Below are 15,341 nucleotides of genomic sequence, written 5' to 3' on the forward strand. Positions count from 1 at the left end.
CTCTTTTCAAGAAATCTTCAGGGTCGTTGTCTATTGTTTAATTATCAAGGTGCTTTTGCGTCCCCGTTTGGGTCAGCTCAGATATAGTATCATTTTTTGGCTATAAATGTCAAGTGCTTTTTTATCTTTTTTTAACTTTTTTTAAACAAGCTCTTAACAGATACTATACCTTGTACAATGCAAAGCAGTTTCTACTATATATAATAGTTAAGATACCGCCTGCACAATGGCCATAAAAAACTGTCTGAAACTTTAGTCCCAGACAGCCATTCATGACTAACGGAGAAAGAGGGATTTGAACCCTCGCGCCGGTTACCCGACCTACACCCTTAGCAGGGGCGCCTCTTCAGCCTCTTGAGTATTTCTCCAGCACGGATTATTATACTAAAGGAAACCTGCATTGTCAATGCTTTTTTGAATTCATCCAGTTAATAATATATTCTTTTGCTTCTTTCTTTGTCTTTATTCCATTTAATACACTTAATTCTGTATCTGTAAGATATGAAGTGACTTCTTTCCAATCACTGAATACATATTCATCCATATCGATGCTTTCCAGTATTTCAATGATTCGGGGCGACCATTGCTCCTGTCTGAGCCGCAGATCCGACAGACAATCACATCCGGCTTCCTGAGCTAGATATTCAAGAAAACTTCTCTTTTCCACATCTGTCCCTCCTTTATATGTGAAGAATACTGTTTATAAAAGTAGACTTTTTTGAACAAAAAGCGTAAATTCATTTTATTGTATATGTATTCGCGATTCTTCTGTTTCTCTACAAAATTCTCTTTTTTTTACCGATAATTTTATTATATATGAAGCGTCCAATAAAGTCTACTTTTTTATTCTGTCAGAACTTCTCTCCGCATAGCCGGACCATTTCATAAAGGTGGTATAAGATACGCCGAGCTGCCTGGCTGCCTCCCTGCCGCTTATTTTGCCATATCTCCACCGGCTGTATACTTTATAGAAATTATGGGGCACTTTCTTGTTCGGCCTTCCAAACTTTACACCTCTTGCTTTTGCAGCGGCAATCCCTTCCGCCTGCCTCTGCTTTATGTTTTCGCGCTCCGTCTCGGCAACATAGGATAACAGCTGTAGTACGATATCGGCAATAAGCGTACCAATCAGGTCATTGCTCTTTCTCGTATCAAGAAGCGGCATATCCAGCACTACGATATATATTTCCTTTGATTTGGTCAGATACCTCCACTGGTCCAGTATTTCTTTATAATTCCTGCCTAGACGGTCTATTGATTTGATAACCAGGATATCCTTCTTTTTCAGCCTTCTCAGCAGCTTCTGATATTCAGGACGGTTGAAATCTTTTCCACTTAACTTGTCCATATATATGTTTTCAGGCAACACGGGAAAATGATGCAGCGCAATCATCTGCCTGTCTTCGTTCTGTTCTCTCGTCGATACTCGTACATATCCATATGTCTTGTTCATTCCTTCACCCCACTGATTTTGAAATTGCATACCATATTGAACATTAGTAGTTCAATAAGTATAAATTGATACGTCGACTGTATTAAAAAGAGAGGATGAGCATCCTCTCTTTATAATCTTATCATTACCTTTTTATTTCATTTTCATAAATCGTTTGGCTGACCCACGTTTTTCCTCTTCTGTGATAATCTTATATTATATACCACCATTACTATAATACAATAAAATGATGGAATTACAATACATTTATACTTTTTATAAACTTTTTGCTTCTTTTTGTTCTTTTATGCTCTTTTTTGAAATTTTCTATTGACCCCTTTTCATTTTTTAGATTATAATGATTACAGTGTCAAAAGTCTTTTTGACACGCCTCACAATGAGTATGAAGTGGGGCGGATGCCCCCATGAGAATACGAATTGTGGGAGTGCGAAGCACGTAGTAATCCGTTAATCTGTGGTTAGGGTGTTTTGACACCCTAACCTTATAATTAAAAAAATACATTTAGTCTGGAGAATTTATATGTTAGCATCAGAACGAGAAAAAATGATATTGGAGTATTTGAACTCCAATGAAATAGCTACGACGAGATTTCTTTGTGAGTTGACAGGTGCATCTATTGCCACTATAAGAAGGGACTTGAACCAGATGGACCAGCGTGGGTTATTGAAAAAGACACATGGGGGGGCACAGAGCATCTCTCCCAGGTCTTATCACGGATACCCGAGCCCATCATTAGATTATGACCCATTTTTGAAATCAAAAGAGCAGATAGCGAAAAAAGCGGCCGAGTTTATCTCCACAGGAGACATTATATTTATCGGGGCCGGCATGACATGTAATCTGCTGAGTAAATATATTAATGAAAAGGAAAATATCACTGTTGTGACGACAAATTTGACTGCTGTTATGCAGTTCGTATCCAATCCGAACATCTCTATACTGCTTCTGGGGGGAAATGTGCATATTGGAACGAACCATATCGAGACGCTGGACGAGTATACAGTCCAGGCACTGGACAAGCTCTACTTTGACAAGGTATTTTTTACGGTGGACGGCATAGAGCTTAACAATGGTTATTCTATCATCAGCAGAGCACAGCTGCCGCTTTATAACCATCTGATTTCAAATTCAAAGCTCATCTATCTTCTTGCCGATGAAGGCAAGTTCAACAAGCGTACCTTTACCCATCTGTGCAACTTGGATGAGATACCGAATATTATAACAAACGCCTCTACCGACCAAAAATATATCTCCTATTATAAAGAGCATGAAATCGGTGTGTTTACAGTATAGTCAGACTTCCGTCCCGACACATGACGCAGTTATTCATGCCCGGCAGGCAAAGCGCAATACCGCGGTTGGAGTAAGCTGTCAAAGTGCATGGCGGCAGTTCGTAAGATAAATGGGAGCAAATCGGTGCAATAGGAGTAGCGGGGGACTACGGTTTTACTACGATTGAGAGACTTAAAATAGAGAAGTGTAAAATGCTTGTCTGGAGGAGAAAAACATATCCTCCAGATTTTTTTTGCATTATTCCGATAGGTGAAAAACATTATTCCTATGGCATTGCTATTGTTCCGGAAACAGGGTATACTATTACTTAAAGTGAGGTGCAGAATGATGTATATATCCGTAAAACAGGCAGCAGAGAAATGGGGCATTTCAGATAGACGAGTACGCATCCTGTGCTCGGAAGGTAAAATTTCAGGTGTTATCCGTGAGGGACGTAGTTGGAGGATTCCAGCAGAGGCTGGGAAACCGGAAGATGGACGCTATAAGTCCGCAGAAAATCTTCTTGAGAGCATTGACAGGAAGAAAACGGAATTGGATTCCAGACGTCCCTTGACGGAGGGAGAAGTGGAACGGCTGACAGAGGAATTTGTGGTGGAATATACCTATAATTCCAACGCCATCGAGGGAAATACGCTGACGTTACGTGAAACCGATATGGTGCTGCGCGGCCTGACTATTGATCAGAAGCCCCTGAAGGATCACATGGAGGCGGTCGGGCATAAGGAAGCTTTTGATTTTGTACGGGACTTAGTGAAAGAGCAGACACCGCTTTCGGAGAGTGTTATTAAGCAGATTCATTATCTGGTGTTGGCTGATAAGAGAGAGGATAGAGGTGTTTATAGAAAAGTCCCGGTAAGAATTATGGGGGCAAAGCATAATCCTGTACAGCCGTATCTAATCCAGCCCCAAATGGAGCAACTGCTGGAAGCGTATAGAAACAGCACAGAGCATATCATTCCACGGCTTGCACGGTTTCACATCGAATTTGAAGGCATTCATCCCTTCATCGACGGCAATGGCCGAACGGGACGGCTGCTTGTAAATCTGGAATTGATGAAGGCAGGATATCCGCCGATTGATATTAAGTTTACAGATAGGATTGCGTATTACAACGCCTTTGATGAATACCATGTGAAACACAATTTGGGGGCGATGGAGAAATTATTTGCAGGGTATGTGAATATAAGGTTGGATAATTATCTGGCAATGTTGGAAGGATGAAAAAATTGTGGCGGTTTGGTAGCTACTCATAAAACAGTATCACAACAAACTGAAACAGGGTAGCTGCCATACAGGGTGCAAAGCAAAACGGGCGTATCGTCTAAACGGCGATATGTCCGTTTTGTTACGCAGTAGAACGCCATTTTGAGGGGTATGAGTATAAAACCCTTACCGCCCCTCATTTTGCCTTTGCAAAGCCGCATGAATACAGGATTTTTCAACCCCTATTGCGTGACAGAGAACCCCATAATTTAGAGAGGGCGCAAGCGGTCTTTCCGTTTGCGCCCTCTTGATTACCCTTTAGCAAAGACGGAAACAGCCGTCAAGGACGCGAAGCGCGTAGTTTATCCTTGACGGTTGTTTCTGGCTTTGCTATTTGCTCGGCGGCTGATACTCTAATCGGAACTTCAAAACAGCCATAAGCAGCTTTGCGTTTAACCGTTCTTTCATATCGACATTCCCTCCGCTTAGCCTACCTATGTAGGCTTTGTGTCGTTCCTGTACCGCAAGGAGCGCGGCGGTATCTCCTGCGATTGCTCTTTCAATCACTTCGTAGGGAACAAGGTTGTATTTGCTATTCTTCATCATTCATCTTCTCCATTTCTGTCCGCAACTGTTTCAATGCTGCGTTTTTCTGATAGTTGACGGTTGTGCGCGGCTTTCCCAATAACGCCCCAATCTGCTTATCTCTTAATTGCAGATAATAGCGCATAAGGATAATTTTCCGCCGACGCCCCGATAGGCACAACAAGGCTTTTGCTAACTTCTCGCTGTCAACAATAACCGTCTGCCCGTTGACTGCAAAGGCAGTCGGCTTGTCCTGCAAGACAAAGTATTCATCTACGCTGTGCGGCGCAAAAGAAGTGTTCTCTTGCAAGTATTCATAAGAAATTTCATGCTTTGCCTTGCGTTTCCGCCCCCTGTAATAATTACAGGCTTCATTGTGCAATACGGCTTTGCAAAATGCGTGAAACCGGCGTTCAATACTTTCCCTGTATTCAGTGGATGACATCATGTTCACCCCCTTTCCGTTTGGAATGAGGGCTATAACAAAAACCGCCTGTGCAGCGCAAAACTGAACAGACGGCTATGCTATATGATGTGATAGAGCATTTATGATGATGTGTGAGTTCCTCTTGATAGCCGCAATATCCCGTAGGCAGGAATGGGCTTTTTTTAATTGGCAACCGTTAGGCGGTATAGAGAAAATACAAAAGGACATGTCGATACCTCCTTGATACCGCCATATCCTCAAAAATGGGCGACTTTATCACACCCCCCGCAAATCCAATTTTACAAAAGGAAAACGGCGGCTTTATCTTCATAAAACTGTCGCCTAAGTTGCAATCTGTCAGCAATCGCATAGGTTGTCAAAAAAAGAAAGAGCCGATAACCGCATTTCAAACCTGCGTGTTATCGGCTCTGCGTCTGTGCGTCTGGCTCTTTGATAACTAATATATTCATTTGCTGTACGTTAATAAGAGTTTCCTGTTTGCATTTCGGGCAGTATAGGGGAAAGTTTTTCAGTTCGGTATCGCCCCGTATTCTCAACCTTGTTTTGCTCTGACATATGGGGCATTTTATCCATTCAGTATTCATGCTAAATGCCCCAATCTTGACTAATCATTTGCAGCTTTACCATGTGGGGATAAATCTTACCTGTGTTCATCAGGTCCCCCGGCGTTCCCTGTTCGGCAGCAGAACCGTCTGAAAGCACAACTACTTTATTCGCGCCGCTTACGGTACGCATACGGTGGGCGATAACAAGTACGGTCTTATCCTTTATCAGCCTTGACAAGGCAGCCTGTATCAATGTTTCATTTTCTACATCAAGGCTTGCCGTTGCTTCGTCAAGTAAGATGATAGGAGAATTTTTGAGGAAAGCGCGGGCGATTGAAATACGCTGCCTTTCACCGCCGGACAGTTCGCAGCCGTTTTCACCAATCATACTGTGATAACCGTCCGGGAGCTTTGCCGCAAACTCCTCACAATTTGCCAATCTTGCCGCTGCAATCACTTCTTCATCTGTGGCGTCTTTTCTACCAATTCTGATATTCTCCATGATTGTATTGTTAAACAGCGTCACATCCTGAAACACGATAGAGTACAGCGACAGCAATGTTTCCGGCTCTATTTTTGATATATCCATACCGCCGACAGTAATTTTGCCTTTGCTTATATCCCAAAACCGCGCGGCAAGGCGTGATACCGTAGTTTTACCGCCGCCTGACGGGCCGACCAATGCGGTAACTTCTCCCTGTTTTGCCGTAAAGGACACGTCTTTCAAAACGGTTTCCCCAGTGTTATAAGCAAATCCTACATGGTCGAATACAATGTCATAGCCTTTATTTGTTACATGTTTGCTGCCTGTTTGAATGGGCTGGTCAAGGATTTCGTTCATACGGTTTATGTTCGTTTTGGTGGAGATTACCGCAGCAAGATTTTGTAATGCGCCCTCAAGCGGGGCATACAGCCTTGAAGCTACAAGTAAAAACATAAAGAACAGCGGAATATCAATCTCCCCACGAATAAGTAGAGCTGAGCCTACAAGCGCAACCGTAGCAATCCCGAACTTTAATATCAACGTAGAGGAAACAACGAAAAGGGCAGTCCCAAGCTCTGTTATAATATGCCGCTTTTCCACATTATCAATTTTCTTATCCAGCCCTTTCAGATAACTTTCTTCCGCATTGTTCGCCTTTAAGTCCTGCAAACTCTCGATACACTCCTGTACGCCGCTTTCAAGCGCGACATTTGCCGCTACGGATTTACGGTTAAAGTATTCCTGTATGCGGGCTGAAAAGAATGTAATTGTAAATGCTATCGGCAAAACCCAAACAGCCGCAAGAGCCATACGAAAGTCTATAGCAAACAGACAAATCGCAATCAGCGTTGTTGAAATAAGGGAGCCTGCCAAAGCGGGTACATAATGGGAAAATGCCTGTTCAAGTGTGGCACAATCGCCCATAATGGAGTTTGTTAAATCGGCAAGGTCTTTTTTTCCAAAAAAGGATAAAGGGATTTTGCGGAGCTGCTCTGCTAACGAAATGCGTCTTACTCCGCTTTCCACATAAGTCGCTAAATAGGTGGCGTTATATTGAAACCAAGTTACAACAAAGATAAGGCATAAGCAAACCAAAGCGCCAACCCCATAGAAAGCAATGCGGCTTCCATTTACGCCCCCGTTCATGGTGTCAATGACAAAATTATAGAGCAGCCCCACCGGAAGCATAAAGGATATGTCCTGCAAAACGCAAGCAATACAGCCTTTTATTAAATCGACAGCTCCTTGTCTTGATAACGCAAACCGTCTTTGCAATGTCTTAATCATGCTGTTACCTCCTTTGCAATTTTCCATTCTGCCGCTTCGGAATAATTCCTCCACATTCTTGTAAATACGCCGTTTCTCTCCAACAGCTCATTATGTGTGCCACTCTCGACAATCTCACCGTCTTGCATAACATAAATACAATCTGCACCTGTGATTGACGACAGCCTGTGTGCAATCATGATAACCGTTTTTCCTTTTGAAAGGGCAGACAAAGCCTGTTGTACGCGCACCTCATTGTCGGGGTCTGCAAACGCGGTCGCTTCATCAAGAATTAGGATAGGCGCATTTTTCAAAATTGCGCGGGCAATCGCTATTCTTTGCTGTTCACCGCCGGACAGGTACACGCCGTTTGTACCCACAACCGTATCAATGCCATTCGGTAATTTTTCGATAATATCCAAGCATTGTGCAGCTTTCAACGCATGGGTGATTTCTTCGCGTGTAGCGTCAGGCTTTGCCATACGCACATTTTCCACTATGGACGCTTTGATAAGGCGGCTATTCTGAAAAACAAAGGATACCTTATTCATCAATGTTTCCTTTGGAATATCGCGTATGTCGATATTGCCAATCAGTATGCGCCCTTTTTGCGGGTCAAAAAATCTTGTTACAATATTTGCAAGTGTCGTCTTGCCTCCGCCAGACGCACCTACCAATGCAATCACCTGTCCCGGCGCAACCCGAAGCGATACATCATTCAGCGCGTTTTTTTCTCCGTCATGGCCCAGGCCACCCTCTCTGCCTCCTTCGGAGTCATTCACCTTGTAGCTGTAACTAACGTGTTCTAATGTAATTCCATTGTCTTTAGGGATATTATTCACGCTGCTTTTAGACAATGGCTTTTCGTTTAGCACTTCATCAATTCTGCCTAACGCGTCCCCTACAATCATTGAGTCCTCACTCATAAACATAATTTTTGTGAGTGTTGTACCAATGACAGGAGTAATCACAATATAGAAGATAAGGTTTAGGAGCAGTTCATTTGTTACGCCGCCCCTTGTAAAGAGAATACCTCCAGCAATCAGAAACGCGAATACGCCGTTGATTGCCGTTGTATAGAACATCATGGGCAGACGCAACCCCTTTGTGTACGCAATTACCCATGTTTCGTAATTGTCTATCGCATCTTTGAAGCGTTTGAAAGAAAAGATTGTCTGCCCGAACGTCTTTACTACGGGTACACCCCGTACATATTCAACGGCCTCATTTGACATATCGGAAAGTGAATTTTGGTATTGTTCCATTCTCTGCGCCATGTCTTTTCCGGTCATTTTCATCATAATCAAAAAGCCAAGCACAACGGGAACAAGGCTCAAAAGCCCTAACCGCCAATCGAAAGCAAGCAGTAGAAAGAGCAGCCCTATGGGGGTAACAATCGCTCCCGCTTTGTCGGGGAGCCTGTGTGCGAGATAGGTTTCCGTTGCGGCGCTTGAGGTGTTGACAATCCTTCGCAGATTGCCGCTTCCGTACTTTTCCGTTACCCCCAGCGGCAGGGCTGTAATGTGCCGCATAAGCTCTTTTCGGATATTGGCGGCAACCCGGAACGCGCTCATGTGCGAACACATCAGACCGGCGATATAGACAACAATAGAGAGTACCGCAAACAATACCGCAGACCAACCGTAGCTTGCAATATTCCCCGCCCGTGAGAAGTCCGGGGAAACTTCCAGTATGTCGTGAACAATACGCCATATGTACCAAAATGGCACAAGAGCCAACAGCGCACTCATGACTGACAGTATCCATGAAAGATAGGTCAATATCTTATGCCCTCCGGCATAACCCATCAATCGTGATAAGTTAGACTGTTTTTTCATTGAAAAAAACCTCCTTAATTTTTTTGTGTATGATAAAAGGGCTTATGATAAACCGCAAATATCCAATTTGATAGTTAGCGTTAACTAACTCATGTGTAAAAATTATAGGGCTTATTGCCCCATAATTTTCATCCACCCGGCGGTGTAAAAGGCTCGCATTTCTTTTAGATAATGCTTTGCTTCTTCAAGCGGCATTTCATGTATAATCAATTCAAAAAAAGTGTTGAACATTCCTGTAATCAAGATATGCTCTAACCGTTTATCAATCGAGGAAACCGGCCTGCCCAACCTTTCAAGCACCTTGAAATAATCATGTGTTGCGTTTGTTTCTATTTCCACCATTTCGTCAATCAACTTTGAAAAGCGCGTTCCCTCGGAACAACAAAGAATGAGCTTAAATTCATTCAAGTGTTCATAAGCGTACAAAAGCATTTCATACATACATTCACCGGAAGTAGAGGTAAGATTGTCGGGCTGTTCCTCCGGCGGGATTTCTGCAAATTCTTTTTGCGCCTTGCGAAAGCAATCTAACAGAAAGTTGTAATGTTCGCCGACCAACGCTTCAAATAATTTTTCCTTGCTGTCATAGTAGCCATAAAACGCCCCAGTTGTCACGCCCGCCGTCTTGACAATATTCCGCAAAGAAGCGGACTTAAAGCCTTTTTCAAGAAATTCTTGCATAGCGGCTAAAAATATCTGGTGTAATGTCGTCTGCTCTACTTCATTCATTAACTCACTCCTCGCATATAACAGTGCTATATAACACTGTTATATGATACAGCAAAGAGGGTGCTTTGTCAATAGTTTAAAATTTTTTGCATTATAGAATTGGCATTTTTCGATTTTTCTTGTACTAAGAAGTGAGAAAACTTTTTGAAAAATTTTCTCTGAAACTTTGGCAAAATCGACCCCTGTGGTGTTGTAGGTAGTAAAAGGGTTTTTTCCAAAAAGCTGGCAGAAATGCCGTATGTAAACGTCTTATTAGCGAAAGGGGGCAACGCATGGAAAACAGAAAACGGAACGTGCAAATCATTGTACGGGTAACAGGGGACGAACGGGCGTTGATTGAGGAAAAAATGAAGCAGATACCGACGATAAACCTATCTGCTTATTCCCGTAAAATGCTCATTGACGGGTACATTATTGTTTTAGATTTGCAAGAGGTTAAAGCACATACGGCGCAGCTTCAGAAAATCGGCGTGAATGCCAACCAGATTGCAAGGCGTATCAACGAAACAGGGCGTATTTACGCCGACGACATGGACGAGATAAAGCGGCTCATGGATGAAGTTTAGAGATTGGAGCGTCGGCTGCTTCTGCAATTCAAGGGGCTTACAAAATGAGGGTTTGGGATACTTCCCAACAAGCAAAATGCAGCGGCGACAGACGGGCATTTTACGGGAACGGCTATCCGGTTCCTATGCTTGCTACGAAACTGCAAACCCCGATTTCAAAAGAAAGGACGGAAAGGAATGGAACGGAAACGAATTATGAAAAACGGGCATATCGTGGTAAAAAATCCGCTTGCCTATGAACTACCAAAGCGTGAAGTCGTGATAAAGTCGGGCAGGACGCTCTACCGTTTTACGGGCAGCTATGACGGACAAAGGGCGTTGCCGAGCAAGGTTTTACGGCTTATGGGGCAGGATAATTTACAGAAAGATATTGATAAAAAAGACGGGAGCCGATAAAATGAGAATATGCAATCCTGTATTGGCAGACTGCCCGCCGATAAAGGAGGAACATTCTATGTTAAGGCAGTCTGACAAAATTACCGCCCTCTATTGCCGTTTATCACGCGATGACGAATTACAGGGCGACAGCAACAGCATTGTAAATCAAAAGGCGATTTTAAGTAAATACGCAAAGGAAAACGGCTTCAAAAACACCTTGTTTTTCGTGGACGACGGATATTCGGGTACGAACTTTGAACGCCCCTCGTGGACGGAACTTATTGAAAAGGTCGAGAACGGCGAAGTATCAGCCTTGATAGTCAAAGATATGTCGCGGCTTGGTCGTGATTATCTAAAAGTGGGCTTTTATACCGAAGTCCTGTTTGTGGAAAAGGGCGTTCGGTTTATCGCTATCAATAACGGTATCGACAGTGCGAACCAACAGGACAGCGACTTTACCCCTTTTTTGAACATCATTAACGAGTGGTATGCAAAAGACACAAGCAAGAAAATCCGCGCTGTGATGAAGTCCAAAGGGGAAGCAGGTGAACATCTTTGTACCAACCCGCCCTACGGTTACATGAAAGACGCTGACAATCCCAAACAATGGATTGTGGACGAAGCCGCCGCCGAGGTAGTTAAGCGGATATTTGCTCTCTGCTTAGAGGGGTACGGGCCGTCGCAGATTGCCCGTATTCTGAAAACAGACAGGATAATCACGCCGACTGTTCACTTTCAGCGGACAGGCAGAGCAACGAGAAACACGCCGCCGGACAATCTGTATAACTGGACGGGTGACACCATAGCCGACATTTTAGAGCGTCCAGAGTATCAAGGGCATACGGTAAACTTCAAGACCTACAAGCAGTCGTACAAGAGCAAAAAGACCTGTTACAATCCCAAAGAAAAGCAGCTTGTGTTTGAGAATACCCATGAAGCAATCATAGACGCTGATACATGGGAACGGGTGCAGGAATTGCGGAAGAATAAACGCCGCCCGACGAGGACGGGCAAGACCATTTTGTTTGCTCTACTTCAAGGCTCAAAGGGAAAGAAGTTTGCCCGACGCACTTTATCCGCGCCGTTGTATTGGAACAAGGCGTACTTGCTCATATGCGCCTTGTGATTGCCTGTGTGTCTACCCATGAGGAACGGTTTAGAAAAGCTATGGGGGCGAAACAGAAAGCCGAAGCAAAAAGGGAACTTGCGGCGAAGAAAAGACAGCTTACACAAGCGGAACGGCGCATTGAAGAATTGGACAGGCTATTTAAGCGTATTTATGAAGATAACGCCAACGGAAAACTTTCCGACAGCAGATTTCAAATGCTCTCTGACGATTACGAGCAGGAGCAGGAAGAATTGCGGGAAAAGCTGTTGCAACTGAATGAAGAAATTACACAGCAGGAAGAACAGGCAGAAAACATTGACAGGTTTATCGGTAAGGTACGGAAGTATCTCGATTTGGACGAGCTGACGCCCGCCATTCTGAACGATATGGTAAAGGCGGTATATGTTCACGCTCCTGACAAGTCAAGCGGGCATAGGGAACAGCAGATTGACATTTCCTATGACCTTGTGGGTATACTCCCCGTTTCCTTACTCTATGACCTGCAAAACGGAGAAACGGCATAGCCGAAGCTACGCCGTTTCCCGAAAACAATCCTATGCTGTTTTATGAGTACCGCCCTTTTGGGAATGTTTTTTTCAGAATATTTTGTGTAGACGATGAATAGCGTAGAGATGGAAACTGCAATCTGTGTATCGGGTCTTTTGCTGCCGCGATGACCAAGGTCTTACAGCCGATCAACTTCAGCAATAATCTGGCCACTTCAGGCGCCTTCTTATTCAATAATCGGTAGTTCTCCCATTTTATATATATGCCTGCTAATTCCGCCAGTATAATCCAGGAATACATGTCTTCCCTGTGCACAAGCCTTGCCTCCCGTATAAATCTCCTGGCATTCTTCTACCGTAACGCCCATGGGCTTCTCTACGAAGACATGCTTTCCTGCCAGGAGCGCCTGCCTGGCAGATCATGCCGCAGCCGAGTATGCCTAGCCGAAGACACCGTTTTTCTTTTATATGCAATATCCCGGACCTCCCTTACCTCATCAGCCCCTTTGCAGCCTGGTACAGCTGCTGATATTTCCTGTGCTGTTCTCGGTACATATCCTTCAGGCGTTCTCTCGGCTCATATGTGTCGCCACGAAAGCTGACATATCGCTTTACTCCTTCTTCCGTACTCTCAAGCATCCCCGTTCCGGCACCCGCCAGGATGCACGCGCCAAGACATGCCTGCTCCTTCACTGCGCTCACGCAGATCTCCTTTTCCAGAATATCCGCCTGAATCTGCAGCCAGATAGGACTCGCCGCACCGCCGCCGGATGCGATGATACGGTCTGCCCGAAGGCCCATCTGTTCAAATATCTGCAGAGAATCCTTGAGGGAATATACGACCCCTTCCATCACGCTCCGCACAAAATGCCTCCTGTCATGTATCAGCCGCATACCGAAAAACATGCCGCTGGCTCCCGCATCCATATGTGGTGTCCTCTCTCCTGTCAGATAGGGAAGGTAGAGAAGCCCTCCGGCGCCAGGTTCGGTCTCGGCTGCCGCATCGCCCAGTTCCTGATAGCTTTTTGCTTCAAGAATCTTGTCTTTCAGCCAGTTCATGGACATGCCGCTGCAAAGTGTAGCGCCGAATATGGTATATGCCCGGTTCAAGGCATGGCAGAATGTATGGATGCGCAGCTTTGGATCGTAGATGTCTGTTGCCGAGTAGGCAGAAATCTGCCCTCCTGTACCTATGTTGCTGATGATGAGCCCTTCCTTAACCGCTCCGTTTCCAATGCTCTGGGCCGGCTGGTCCCCGCTGCCGTACACTACCGGTATGCCCTCCGGCAGCCCTGTCTCTTTGGCACATCGCCTGGTGATATATCCTGCGGTCTCTTCTGCTTCATGGACAGGCGGAAATATGCCCTTCGGTATGCCGTATCGTTCGATTATGTCATAAGCCCATTCCCTCTTCCCCGTATCCAGAATGCAGGAGGAAGAAGCATCGGATGCGTCCGCCCCAAGCTCTCCTGTCATACGGAAGCGGATATAGTCTTTCGGCATAAGAATGCTATTAATTTTAGCAAATACCTCGGGTTCTCGTTCTTTCACCCATAGAAGAGAGGGAAATGCAAAGCCGGAGAATGCCCGGTTGTGGAAGATTTCCCCCATCTGACCCATTCCAAGATTTTCATGCATCTGCTTGGCCATAAGGTCCGACCGCTGATCCAGCCAGATGATTGCCGGCCTGAGCACTTCCCCGTCTTTTCCAGTCAGAACGAGACCATGCATCTGTCCGGAAAATCCTACGGCCCGGATGTTCTGGAACATGGACGGGCATTTTGCCTTTAATTCCTGTATCGTATGCTTCACAGCATCCCACCAGACTATCGGAGACTGCTGGGCATACCCCGGCTGCGGGATATTCACGGCATAAGCACATGCCGCAGTATGGACCGGCCCTTCCTCTTCTTCCAGCAGCATAGATTTGACACTTGATGTACCAAGGTCTATTCCTAATATACAAGCCATGATATTTCCTCCTGATCTCAGACAGAAAACGCTGTCTTGTGATACGGACAGCGCCCCCATTCTTTTCTTGCCTCTATCCAAAGATATCCTGGATATAATGAAGCCCCTTCTTCAATTCTGCACTGATGTGCTCTTGTGACACATCAGCCATAAGATTTCTCCATATATTCACATCCCGGCCCACCGGTCCGCCTTTTATGACAAACGGTTCCATGACAATCCGTCCTTCATAACCGATATCCTTTACCGCCTGTCCGACTGCATCCCACGGAACGTTGTCACAAGGTGCGGGAATCTCTCTGTTGTTCTGGCAGACATGCAGATGTGCCAGGCTCTTTCCCGCCTTACGGATTGCATCCGGCGTACTCGTCTCCTCGATACCCATGTGGAACATATCGAGGAGCAGCCGGCAGTTTGAGGAATCCACCTGCCCGATGAACCTGAGCCCTTCCTCTACACTGTTCAGTACAAACTGTTCAAAGCGGTTGACCATTTCGATGGCGTATACGATTCCATAGTCTTCTGCCGTCTTCACACATTCCCTTACAGACGCAAGCGCCAGTTCCCATGTGCGCTCCTTGTCAGGAAGATTGCTGAAATCATAAGGCCAGCTTGAGTAGAGTATTCCGCTTAAAATCTTCCCGTCCAGCATATGGATGGCCTCCAGCATGTGCTTCGTATATTCAATGCCCTTTCTTCTGACTGCAGAATCTTCGCTGGCCATGTCGTATTCCTTAGGGAATCCGATACACCAGCTCATCTCGACACCATACGCTTCTGCACATTTCTTCAATTCGTTCATCTTCTCGATATCCATAGCCGGAACATAGTCGGGCGGAGTGACCTCCAGATTGTCGAAACCGGCCTCCGCTGCCAGACGGATTCTCTCTTTCATATCCACATCCCACTCATTTCCCCATACGGCGTAGTGGATTCCATATTTATGCTTCATATCAGAATTACCTCC

At 45.0% G+C, this 15,341-nt stretch carries 17 protein-coding genes, 1 tRNA gene and 1 pseudogene; 6 read left to right on the top strand and 13 right to left on the bottom strand.

Going from position 1 to position 15,341, the window contains the following annotated elements; all coding sequences use genetic code 11:
• Positions 1-280 precede the first annotated feature (280 nt).
• The 3 genes from HJV72_RS07680 to HJV72_RS07690 form a co-directional block, all read right to left on the bottom strand.
• Positions 281-368, bottom strand: a tRNA-Ser gene (locus tag HJV72_RS07680).
• Between the two features lie 35 nt (positions 369-403).
• Entirely contained in the window at positions 404-667 is a 264-nt protein-coding gene (locus HJV72_RS07685; protein ID WP_208070059.1) for a hypothetical protein, read from the bottom strand.
• 168 nt (positions 668-835) lie between these two features.
• Positions 836-1,453 (bottom strand): recombinase family protein, encoded by a 618-nt coding sequence (locus HJV72_RS07690; RefSeq protein ID WP_208070060.1) that lies wholly within the window; start codon positions 1,451-1,453, stop codon positions 836-838.
• A 520-nt stretch (positions 1,454-1,973) separates the two neighbouring features.
• Here HJV72_RS07690 and HJV72_RS07695 point away from each other — a divergent pair.
• Together HJV72_RS07695 and HJV72_RS07700 are read left to right on the top strand one after the other, a co-directional pair.
• A complete protein-coding gene (locus HJV72_RS07695) occupies positions 1,974-2,747 on the top strand; it encodes a DeoR/GlpR family DNA-binding transcription regulator (RefSeq protein ID WP_208070061.1) in 774 nt (257 codons plus the stop codon).
• 327 nt (positions 2,748-3,074) lie between these two features.
• On the top strand, positions 3,075-3,968 hold the full coding sequence (locus HJV72_RS07700) for a DNA-binding protein (protein ID WP_208070241.1): 894 nt from the start codon (positions 3,075-3,077) through the stop codon (positions 3,966-3,968).
• Positions 3,969-4,340: 372 nt separating this feature from the next.
• Here the strand turns inward: HJV72_RS07700 and HJV72_RS07705 are convergent, their stop codons facing one another.
• From HJV72_RS07705 to HJV72_RS07730, 6 genes are all read right to left on the bottom strand, one after another.
• On the bottom strand, positions 4,341-4,556 hold the full coding sequence (locus HJV72_RS07705) for a helix-turn-helix domain-containing protein (RefSeq protein WP_208070062.1): 216 nt from the start codon (positions 4,554-4,556) through the stop codon (positions 4,341-4,343).
• The gene (locus tag HJV72_RS07710) at positions 4,543-4,983 is read right to left on the bottom strand and encodes an RNA polymerase sigma factor (protein WP_208070063.1); all 441 of its coding nucleotides are present in this window, start codon (positions 4,981-4,983) and stop codon (positions 4,543-4,545) included. Before HJV72_RS07710 ends, HJV72_RS07705 begins: the two co-directional genes overlap by 14 nt.
• 398 nt (positions 4,984-5,381) lie before the next feature.
• Positions 5,382-5,567, bottom strand: coding sequence for a cysteine-rich KTR domain-containing protein (locus tag HJV72_RS07715; RefSeq protein WP_208070064.1), 186 nt, complete (start codon positions 5,565-5,567; stop codon positions 5,382-5,384).
• Between the two features lies 1 nt (position 5,568).
• Positions 5,569-7,299, bottom strand: coding sequence for an ABC transporter ATP-binding protein (locus HJV72_RS07720; protein ID WP_208070065.1), 1,731 nt, complete (start codon positions 7,297-7,299; stop codon positions 5,569-5,571).
• Positions 7,296-9,116: an ABC transporter ATP-binding protein gene (locus HJV72_RS07725; RefSeq protein WP_208070067.1), complete on the bottom strand. Its 1,821-nt coding sequence runs from the start codon at positions 9,114-9,116 to the stop codon at positions 7,296-7,298. The genes HJV72_RS07720 and HJV72_RS07725 overlap by 4 nt, the downstream gene beginning before the upstream one ends.
• Before the next feature lie 111 nt (positions 9,117-9,227).
• Complete coding sequence (locus tag HJV72_RS07730; protein ID WP_208070069.1) at positions 9,228-9,845, bottom strand: TetR/AcrR family transcriptional regulator; 618 nt, start codon at positions 9,843-9,845, stop codon at positions 9,228-9,230.
• Positions 9,846-10,117: 272 nt separating this feature from the next.
• On the opposite strand from HJV72_RS07730, the gene HJV72_RS07735 reads away from it, so the two are divergent.
• The 4 genes from HJV72_RS07735 to HJV72_RS20490 all read left to right on the top strand — a co-directional run bounded on the left by HJV72_RS07735 (position 10,118) and on the right by HJV72_RS20490 (position 12,421).
• Positions 10,118-10,411: a plasmid mobilization protein gene (locus HJV72_RS07735; protein ID WP_208070070.1), complete on the top strand. Its 294-nt coding sequence runs from the start codon at positions 10,118-10,120 to the stop codon at positions 10,409-10,411.
• A 177-nt stretch (positions 10,412-10,588) separates the two neighbouring features.
• Entirely contained in the window at positions 10,589-10,807 is a 219-nt protein-coding gene (locus tag HJV72_RS07740) for a hypothetical protein (RefSeq protein ID WP_208070071.1), read from the top strand.
• A 58-nt stretch (positions 10,808-10,865) separates the two neighbouring features.
• A complete protein-coding gene (locus HJV72_RS07745) occupies positions 10,866-11,915 on the top strand; it encodes a recombinase family protein (protein ID WP_442899293.1) in 1,050 nt (349 codons plus the stop codon).
• Positions 11,903-12,421, top strand: coding sequence for a DUF4368 domain-containing protein (locus tag HJV72_RS20490; protein WP_442899294.1), 519 nt, complete (start codon positions 11,903-11,905; stop codon positions 12,419-12,421). Before HJV72_RS07745 ends, HJV72_RS20490 begins: the two co-directional genes overlap by 13 nt.
• A gap of 40 nt (positions 12,422-12,461) precedes the next feature.
• Here HJV72_RS20490 and HJV72_RS20130 read toward each other — a convergent pair whose 3' ends face one another.
• The 4 genes and pseudogenes from HJV72_RS20130 to HJV72_RS07765 all read right to left on the bottom strand — a co-directional run bounded on the left by HJV72_RS20130 (position 12,462) and on the right by HJV72_RS07765 (position 15,326).
• Complete coding sequence (locus HJV72_RS20130; protein WP_208070072.1) at positions 12,462-12,719, bottom strand: hypothetical protein; 258 nt, start codon at positions 12,717-12,719, stop codon at positions 12,462-12,464.
• Positions 12,720-12,744: 25 nt separating this feature from the next.
• Positions 12,745-12,807, bottom strand: a pseudogene (locus tag HJV72_RS20315) (Gfo/Idh/MocA family oxidoreductase); the annotation flags it as partial.
• An 85-nt stretch (positions 12,808-12,892) separates the two neighbouring features.
• Positions 12,893-14,374, bottom strand: a complete 1,482-nt coding sequence (gene xylB / locus HJV72_RS07760; protein WP_208070073.1) for a xylulokinase — start codon at positions 14,372-14,374, stop codon at positions 12,893-12,895.
• 73 nt (positions 14,375-14,447) lie between these two features.
• Positions 14,448-15,326, bottom strand: coding sequence for a D-psicose 3-epimerase (locus tag HJV72_RS07765; RefSeq protein ID WP_208070074.1), 879 nt, complete (start codon positions 15,324-15,326; stop codon positions 14,448-14,450).
• Positions 15,327-15,341 lie beyond the last annotated feature (15 nt).

Source organism: Extibacter sp. GGCC_0201, assembly GCF_017566055.1.
Taxonomy (GTDB): Bacteria; Bacillota; Clostridia; order Lachnospirales; family Lachnospiraceae; genus Extibacter.